This is a genomic window from Marinobacterium sp. xm-g-59, from assembly GCF_013283315.1.
Classification (GTDB): domain Bacteria; phylum Pseudomonadota; class Gammaproteobacteria; order Pseudomonadales; family Balneatricaceae; genus Marinobacterium_E.
Genome location: NZ_WBYR01000009.1, coordinates 84,222 through 92,898 on the forward strand (window position 1 = coordinate 84,222; position 8,677 = coordinate 92,898).

An 8,677-nucleotide genomic window follows, 5' to 3' on the forward strand; every position below is an offset into this window, starting at 1 on the left:
GTTTTAAATGTTTCTGAAGCTCTTAATTAAAAATGGCAGCCGCATTGGCTCAAGTTTTTTATTGCCTGACACTGAAGAACCTAATCAGACATCTACTCCTTGGGTTTTAGAAGATGAAGTAATCGAGTTTAAGATATCAGTCCCGATTAATTTCAAATCTGCAATACTTGAGATATATCAGCACGAAATCGAGCCAACAAAAATTGAATTACATGAAAGTAATGAGTTAATCAATTTCACTTGGACTCCTAAAGAAACTTCTTATGGACCAGAGAAATTGTTTCTAAATTATTTCGGCCTTTCAGAATTGGCTTTGCTCCTTCGCGACGAGGAAGGGGATGTTACTGATGTAAGATATTTTCAGCCTCTTCAAGTGGCTGCAAAATCTTCTAGTGCTGAGAACGTAGAAAGAATGTTTGAGTATTTAGCCAACATTTCTAGCGAAGCTCTTAACTCGGTATTCAGCGCAACTAGACACTCTGCAGGACAAGCTGAAGGAAGCTTATCTCCGAATAACACATTAGATAGAGTCATTAAATCAGTAGATTTACTTCAAGACTCACTGCCTACTCTATTAAACCGTCCTATAACAAGATTAATACCTCAACATAAAATAATTTCCCCTACTGGAAATGAGGAAGTTGATGACTCATCAATAGGGTGGTTATTAGAGAACTTATCTGTATTAGAACCTGATGAAAATCCAGACCAAGCACACGTATTTTTCGATAACCAACATTACCGAGCTCAAGCTTTAAGTATTGCCATACTCAATGAAAATACTGACGTTTATGAAAATCGAGTTATTCATGGCTATGTCGATTTCTTAACTAGGCAAACGCAGAGTCTGTTACAGAAATTCGTAAGTGAATTCAACTCGGCTGCACAAGTTACTGAGGTCCCAAAAGGCTACACCTCTTTTTTCAGTAAAATTGCCTCATTTAAGTATCACCTTATGGGTTCACAGTTCAAAAAAATTGAAGATTTACTTGATAGACTCAAACAAATCAAACATCTGTTAGAGCAAAAAATTAAAGTATCTCGATCATTTTCAGAAACTCCAATATTTACTCCAAGAGCACAAAATAACTCTACATACATGGAGATATTTGTTGATCTTATCCACTGGCAACAAAGGGGAGCAATTGATTGGTCTGCTTATGAAAATCTCTTTGCAATACAAAGCATTCCCGACTTATTTGAGGCCTATTCATATTTCAGAGTAGTTGAATCAGTTAATAATTTTTTCAACTCAACCGAGTCAAAAATTGAATCATTAACAGTACTTAATACACATTTCTCTAATACATCAGGACTTGAAATTATAATTCATAGGGAGCCTGAGTACTGGACACCTAATCATGCTTCCAGCTCAAATAGAGAAATTGTTAACAGTGAAGCATATACAGTTAAAGGCAATTATTCATACAGTTTAAGGGGCCAGCGTGGGCCGCACACGAAAAGGGTTCCGGATATTGTAATTGAAGTTAAGAATCTCTTTGAAAACACATCAGAATTACTAGTCTTAGATGCCAAGTACACTCGAAGAGGAAAAGCGTTTACATATTACCTTCCAGAGTTAACCATGAAATATGTACATGGAATTCACGCTCGAAAACAACAATCCCCTACAGTTTCATCTTTGACTATACTTTATACAGATGGTGAAAAACCAAGTTTCAGTAGTTATCATCATGGTGACATGGGTATTTTTGGTAATAATCCAGTCTCCCCAGATTTGCAGACTATAAACTTATTATTAGGAGCACGCAGAGAAAACGATTACTTACAAAAATTTATCTCAAGGCTTCTTGAGATTCACGGAATCAAACGGTCAGAAGTTTTACCGCTTCTACAATAAGACTTTACTTGCTTTAAGTGAAATCACTCCCTGGTAGCTAGTTCTACAAGTGCCACCCTCAGTGACCCGTTTGCGCAATATTGTTCAAATGCACCAGGCCGCTCCTCATCTTCTCGAACCATCATTGCAATAAACCTAAGAAGCTCCACTTCAGTGAACTTAGTTACGAAGTATTCATTAGTTAAAGCGCCTCGCCCTGCTTCCCAACGCCACCAGTAGAAGAAATCAACCTGCTTAGTCATTCTTGCGCAGCGGACCTTTAATTCATCCGTTGGCATAGGCTTAAAATCCATGAGAGATAACGTATCAATACTCTGCATCACCAGATCTGTCATTCTTGTTCTCCAATCCCACATAATTTTTAGGTGACCTGTAACTACAGCACTGCGTTCGCTTTAACAGGAACAGCAGTCACAACAAAACGTTCATCTCCACCAGCTGACAAAGCATCAAACGGGTAGCAGGTCACCAAAAAAAGTCCTTCAGGGTTTGTGGCGGGTTTTATTCGAGTGGTTTTAGAATCCACCACATCTGTATTCACAACTTTGAAACGGTGGACTCCTTGTTGATCCTCCAGAACTAACTCATCGCCCAAACTAATATGTTTAAGAAAACGAAAGTGCGTATCTCGGTGTGCTGAGATGATGCGTGCACCACCTTCAACACTTTTTGCTTCCAAGTTTTCACCTGGTGCGAATGCAAGAACGGCTCCAGAATCGCCTCCTAGGACAATTTGATCTATGTCGAACGCAGGAGCAGAGAAGCGTGCAACAGGGTAATGATCTGCCCAAGGCCAGGGTTGTTGTGGCTTACCTGTTCTCTGTGTCACTTCCCAAGCTGCGTCTAAGAGAAGCTGAGCAACCTGAGCTTTCGCAGGTATCCAAAGAGCGTCCACTAACAGAATAAATGCGCCAGCAATCAACCCATATCCCAGTCGTCTTTTAACGCGAGAGTTCATATCAAACCTCCTCTCGCTTAGTCATGACTAACAAGGTTCCGAAGAGTGCTAAAAGCGCAGCGATCATTAGGGACAACTCATAGCCCGTGACGCCTTTAGCAAGGTTAATCTCTAGGCCTTTAGGACGTGTTGGTGGAATAGATTTGGTATCCAATCCATCCTTTAATGGGCGAACTGGGGTTACATCAACAGCAACTAAGCTTGTGTATGGACTAACAAGGTGGTGCTCTAAAGCTAGTGCAAGTACCTCTTCACGAACTCGTTTACGTTCAACACCTTTAAAAGCTGCTCTCTGCCATTGAGCGATCATCTTTCTCGCCCAATCCACACCAATACCAGCTTGGTGGCCTACAGAGTCTATAACGGCAGTTTGCTTCCATTCGGTGTCACCTAAACGGCCTGTAATTAAAATACGCTTTACGCCACGATCCATTTTCATAGCAACTGTTAGCGGTTCACCCGCATAGAGATCAGGAATGACATTTGGCGTGATGTCCGAAACCCCGTAGCCCATTACTTTAATGTTGGTAAGCGCTGGCTTAGAGATCTTTTCAAACAGAGCTTTCATTGCCTGCTCTGCAAAATTGAGATCAGCGATGTAGGTGTAAGTACCTTGACCCACATGCGCTGACTCTTCCATGAAGTAGGTGTTGGGGGCACTGCCAATGCCAACCGTGAACAGGCGACGAGTTCCTAGTTCTCTATTTATCTTGGCAAACAGTTGCGCTTCATTCGACACGCTGCCATCAGTGATAAAGATGATTTGTTGAAGACGGTCTGACTCCCCTGGCATATTCAGGGCCATATCCAGAGCAGGCTCCATTTCTGTCCCATCGCGCGCTTCAAGATTACGAATGAACTTACGAGCGTGACTTAATGAGTAGCCATAGGCTTCCTGTGGACGGGCAAACAGTGAGTAACTGTTTTTGTTGAACTCAATGATGTTAAAGGTGTCATCTTTACTTAGACCATTCACGCCCGCCATCAGTGCATCGCGAGCTGCAACAATGGACTGACCTGACATAGAACCTGACGTGTCGATTACAAAAATTACTTCACGAGGTGGTACTTCCCAACCATCCACTGTCGGCGGAATAAGAGTCAAAAGACCGAAGTCACCTTTTGAGGTTGATTCACTAAAGAACGAAGCCGTTGGCTTAACTGAATCAATGGGTTTCCAGCGAAGCACGAAGTCCTGGTCTGCTCTTACATCCTGATCCACTAATGAAACAACCTGAGTTCCATCAGGCTTAGCGTTAACCGTCACATTGTGATGAAGGCTTTCAAGCTCAGAAAGCTGGAACCCAGGCTTTAGCACTACCTCAATACTGGTTGAGTTGTCGGGAGTGTTGTCAGCTTCTTCCAGAGGAATTTCCTGCGGACGTTCATTTGGCAAAAGTGACCATCCATCATTCAATTGGACGGTAGAGGTCACTTCAAACTTAGCAGGAGTGTTTACTGTATAACGAGGAGTAATGGTGAGTGGAAAACGGATGGAGAACTCGCCATCACGCCATTCGATACTCTGTTGATACTCCAGTGTAATGGTCACATGGCCATTAGGTGGAATGTTAGCTACAGACGTACTGAATATATTGGTTCTATCCTGTTCAACTAGCGCAGCCTGTTTACCCTCGCTTTTCGCCTTCTCATAGGTGGCTTTAGCCTCTTCCCGCTCTTTAATTTGACCTTCGATGACACGGTCCCCCACCGTCATCTTCATTTGGTCTACCGCAGCATCGTGCGGCAACGGGAAGAGGTAAAGCGCTTCCATCCAGGAGGCAGCTGGATTCTTAAAGTGTTGGACGATCGTTGTTCGAGCGATCTGACCAGTCACCTCTGAATGAATTTCGGAGTTAAGAAGCGGTATATCCTCTAGCTCTCCTTGTTCATTTCTCGAGATTAAAGTCCCGCGTGTGATATCTTTGAGTGATACAGGCTCAGCAGATGCAAACGCCTGAAATGAATAAACCAACGCCATAATTGCGAACATTCGTGGTTTAGTGATCCTGTTAATTAGTGAACTCATTTCACTCTCCTCAGCTTTTGTTAAGTGAGGTTAGGATCTACTACTCATATGTGTGCAGTTTGAAGTGAATGTGAAGTTTCAAACTTTTTTAGGTTTTTTTTAGGGGATTTAACTTGCCCGTTTTACTTGTTGAAGATGAACCAGCCATTGCGGAAACGGTTGTCTATTCGCTTCAGTCGGAAAACATCGAATGCGAATGGGTATCGACAGGGCAAGCGGCATTGGAGTCAATCCAAAAACAAACTCCTGCTCTTATTTTGCTCGATATTGGCTTACCCGATCGAAATGGGTTTGATCTGTTTAGAGGCATTAGAGAGATCGCAAATACATCTATTGTTTTTCTAACTTCACGACATTCAGATATTGATCAAGTTCTTGGTCTTGAACTTGGCGCTGATGACTACATCACAAAGCCATTTAGCCCGAGAGTGCTCTCTGCAAAAGTAAGGGCCCTACTAAGAAGAGTTGAACAGACTGAGAATACCCCACCAAAAACATCTGAGTTTTTTACTCATGATAAGGATGCGTCTCGAATCAGAGTGAAGGGACAAACCTTGGATTTAAGCCGATACGAATACGGTGTTCTTGCACTCTTAATGAGCCATCCTGAACGCATTTACTCTAGAGAACAATTAATGGATATCGTTTGGCAGCGACCTGAAGAGAGCTTCGACCGAACGATCGACACCCATATCAAAACCATTCGCCAAAAGATCAAGCAGATCGATAGTTCACTCAACCCAATCAAGACGAGACGGGGTTTGGGATACTGCTTTGAGGTTCCGAAACAATGAAAATACGCACTCGTTTACTTGCCGTTTTTGTAGCCTTTATATTTACGTCATTACTCGGTTACGTCTATCTCATTGAGGGTGAAATCAGACCTAGGTATCTCGAAGCAACTGAGGAGGCGCTAGTCGACTTTTCAGAAATGTTTGCTGCAGTTATCAGTGAAAGTGCAGTAACAACCGATGATAAAGGCAATATAGTAATTGATCCTCAGATGATAGAAAGAGCCTTCAATGCACTTCCAAACCGCAAGCTTGATGCGCTGATCTATGACTTAGAAAAGACCCAAGTCGATACACGGGTATATGTCACCGATGTAAAAGGCACGGTGATATTTGATTCCGATAACAGTCGAGACGTTGGTGAAGACTACTCGCAATGGCGGGACGTCAACAGAACCCTCAATGGGGAATATGGCGCAAGGGCCACTTGGGGTGATCCCATTTATCCTGATGGAGATACGCTTTTCATTGCCCGTCCTATTCTTTCAAAAGGCGATATCATCGGAGTTATCTCTATCGGCAAGCCAACGCGTAATGTCGATCAGTTCATTGATAACCTGAGTCAAAACCTCTGGTTTACAGGTATTGCTCTCGCAATCTTTCTCGCATACATCGGCTTCACATTAAATCTATGGATCACTAGGCCACTTGATGAAATTCAACAATATGCGCTAGCAGTTAGTAGAGGTGAAAAAGCAGCTCCGCCACAAACAGGTGATAATGAAGTTGGGGATGTAGCTAAGTCACTTGAATCAATGCGCTCTGCTTTAGATGGTAAGACTTATATTGAGGAGTACGTTCAAACTCTTACCCATGAGATCAAAGCACCAGTGGCAGGAATACGTGGTGCATCAGAGTTACTTAAAGAAGATCTCCCGCAAGAAACACGTGATCGTTTTCTAGATAACATTGTTAGTCAAACAGAACGTATCCAAGGGCTGATAGAGCGTCTGCTAGATCTAGCGGAACTTGAAAATGCAAACACGCTTAAAACGATCGAAAAGATTGATCTCAACAAGTTAACTGCTAACGTTTCTGACAGTCTATCAACCTACGCCAAAACTCACGAAGTATCGATTGCGACCAGTGAATGCAATCTATCTATTAAGGGCGACCCTTTCCTCTTAGAGCAGGCCCTTAGCAACCTAGTAAAGAATGCGATTGAGCACGCTGACTCAGGTACTGAAGTTCAGATCTCAGCGTCTAAGCATGACAATGAGACAGATATCTCAGTTTCAAACATAGGACCTGCCATTCCCGATTTTGCACTGCCCAAAATATTTGATCGATTCTACTCACTCCCCAACAAGGAAGGTCAAAAAGGTACAGGTATTGGGCTTAGCTTTGTTAAAGAGATAGTCGAGCTTCACGAGGGCAAAATTGCCGTTGACTCCAATACTGAAAGCACTACATTCACGATGATTATTTAGGATTTTTTATGTCTAAACACACTGCACTTGCATATCTTCTAGTTGAGACAGCCCGTCAAAGTTTTCGACTAAATGCTGGTCATAAACTCTTAGTACCTGAGTGGGATGATGTTTGCTCAAACTCAGACATACAGGAGATGATCAATCACTCCATCAGAAAGCCAACAGCTCTATTCCAAAGCAAGAAAGCCAATGACCCAACACCTGATGATTACGAAGCACTGAGAAACGAAATCAGACCAAACCTTGCTCGTTTTGAACGACGAAATGAGATACGAGCCCTATTTCACGAGTATGAAGCTGAGACACTCATGTATCCCGGCGACTGGGAAATCATGTCTGAAGGATTTGAGGAGCTTGTAATAGAACGCTTAGAGGCAGACTTTGATGAACATGGTTATTAGATTAGTAGTCTAAGAGCCGTATTTAGTCATTAAAATAACGCTTTTTAATGTGGTTGTTATAATAAGGCATACCTCAAATTGTGTAGTTGCATTGAAGTTGGCTAAAAGCGCTCATGTTTATGCAGACTTAAGATTACCTATTTATCTGTATGCTCGTGTACGTCAAAACACGTTCTGTGTAGAGGCTTGTATGTAAAGGTTCTTGGATGGGGACGTGAGAACTAGGTGTATGGTCGTGTAGGTAATTCAGGAGGACTAGTTTAGTGTATGTACCAGTAACAATGAGGGGCTGTTACCGGCACATAGCAGTCGTTTACAGCTGCGAATTAAATCAGAATCTAGCCAATTAAAACATTGGCAAGCCCCGAATCGCCTTAGATGCTTGAAAGTTGATCAAGTAACACCTTATATGATTCGTTTTCAGTTTTCTGAGTAGCAGTATCTTTCTGCATTACTTCTATAAATTTTAAATACGATTCATAGGTTTCAAATCTTTCGAAAAATGTCTGTATCAGTTCAAAGCAGTCATTTTCAATTTCATAAATATCGGAGAGCCATTTGAATAGTTTCGCCAGTTTCTGATCTTCTATCTCTTTGTACCGCCTGAAAATATTTTCATCTAGTCCTCGTTCCATCACGGCTTCCAGATAATCTTTTCTCAGGAGGCTATAATCATAAAACCTGATAGGCATTTCGTCGATCAACCCTCTATAAAGCCTGTCGGTCAGAAGATATTCAAAGGTTTTCCTTTTAGGATTAACCAGATACTCAACATGTGATGCTCCATAATTCTCGTATCGATCAAATACATAGCTGATCTCATCAGCAGCCGAATTGAACGCTACAGGCTTACACCACTGATCATCAGTAGAAAGATTTTCCCAGTCGGCAAAACTTATCAGCATTGATTTACCTTCTGTAATAGTAGAATTGATCTCCGACATTCTTTTCCCTCTGAGGAATACATCCGCATAGTAAAATAAAGATATTAAAGGTTTTTTCTAGTAACTGTATTATTTGCTGCGCACTTATATACGAAGTACGTCAGGTGCAACCCATTTGAATTGTCAGTGGCAGTGACCTCTCCCCCAAAAACTAGACCATGACCTCGATGAGATTTCCATTTAACCTAAAGGGATGGAGATCTCGATATGAAGAAGCGTTACACCGAAGAACAGATCATTAAGGCGATCAAAGAGCATGA

8 protein-coding genes are annotated in these 8,677 nt (G+C 42.0%); 4 read left to right on the forward strand and 4 right to left on the reverse strand.

The window, feature by feature from the left end; genetic code table 11:
• Positions 1-7 precede the first annotated feature (7 nt).
• Positions 8-1,861: a hypothetical protein gene (locus tag XMG59_RS09890; RefSeq protein WP_173498632.1), complete on the forward strand. Its 1,854-nt coding sequence runs from the start codon at positions 8-10 to the stop codon at positions 1,859-1,861.
• A 23-nt stretch (positions 1,862-1,884) separates the two neighbouring features.
• On the opposite strand, the gene XMG59_RS09895 is transcribed toward XMG59_RS09890, so the two are convergent.
• The 3 genes from XMG59_RS09895 to XMG59_RS09905 are packed head-to-tail and all read right to left on the reverse strand — an operon-like array spanning position 1,885 to position 4,848.
• A complete protein-coding gene (locus tag XMG59_RS09895; protein ID WP_173498633.1) occupies positions 1,885-2,196 on the reverse strand; it encodes a hypothetical protein in 312 nt (103 codons plus the stop codon).
• A 41-nt stretch (positions 2,197-2,237) separates the two neighbouring features.
• Complete coding sequence (locus XMG59_RS09900; RefSeq protein ID WP_173498634.1) at positions 2,238-2,819, reverse strand: class GN sortase; 582 nt, start codon at positions 2,817-2,819, stop codon at positions 2,238-2,240.
• 1 nt (position 2,820) lies between these two features.
• A complete protein-coding gene (locus tag XMG59_RS09905; RefSeq protein ID WP_173498635.1) occupies positions 2,821-4,848 on the reverse strand; it encodes a marine proteobacterial sortase target protein in 2,028 nt (675 codons plus the stop codon).
• A 113-nt stretch (positions 4,849-4,961) separates the two neighbouring features.
• On the opposite strand from XMG59_RS09905, the gene creB reads away from it, so the two are divergent.
• The 3 genes from creB to XMG59_RS09920 are packed head-to-tail and all read left to right on the forward strand — an operon-like array spanning position 4,962 to position 7,473.
• Positions 4,962-5,642 carry a two-component system response regulator CreB gene (creB, locus tag XMG59_RS09910; RefSeq protein ID WP_173498636.1) on the forward strand — a complete coding sequence of 227 codons (681 nt, stop codon included), beginning with the start codon at positions 4,962-4,964 and terminating at the stop codon, positions 5,640-5,642.
• Entirely contained in the window at positions 5,639-7,069 is a 1,431-nt protein-coding gene (gene creC, locus XMG59_RS09915) for a two-component system sensor histidine kinase CreC (RefSeq protein WP_173498637.1), read from the forward strand. Before creB ends, creC begins: the two co-directional genes overlap by 4 nt.
• A gap of 8 nt (positions 7,070-7,077) precedes the next feature.
• Entirely contained in the window at positions 7,078-7,473 is a 396-nt protein-coding gene (locus XMG59_RS09920) for a hypothetical protein (RefSeq protein WP_173498638.1), read from the forward strand.
• 374 nt (positions 7,474-7,847) lie between these two features.
• On the opposite strand, the gene XMG59_RS09925 is transcribed toward XMG59_RS09920, so the two are convergent.
• The gene (locus XMG59_RS09925; RefSeq protein ID WP_173482299.1) at positions 7,848-8,417 is read right to left on the reverse strand and encodes a hypothetical protein; all 570 of its coding nucleotides are present in this window, start codon (positions 8,415-8,417) and stop codon (positions 7,848-7,850) included.
• Positions 8,418-8,677: the final 260 nt, after the last annotated feature.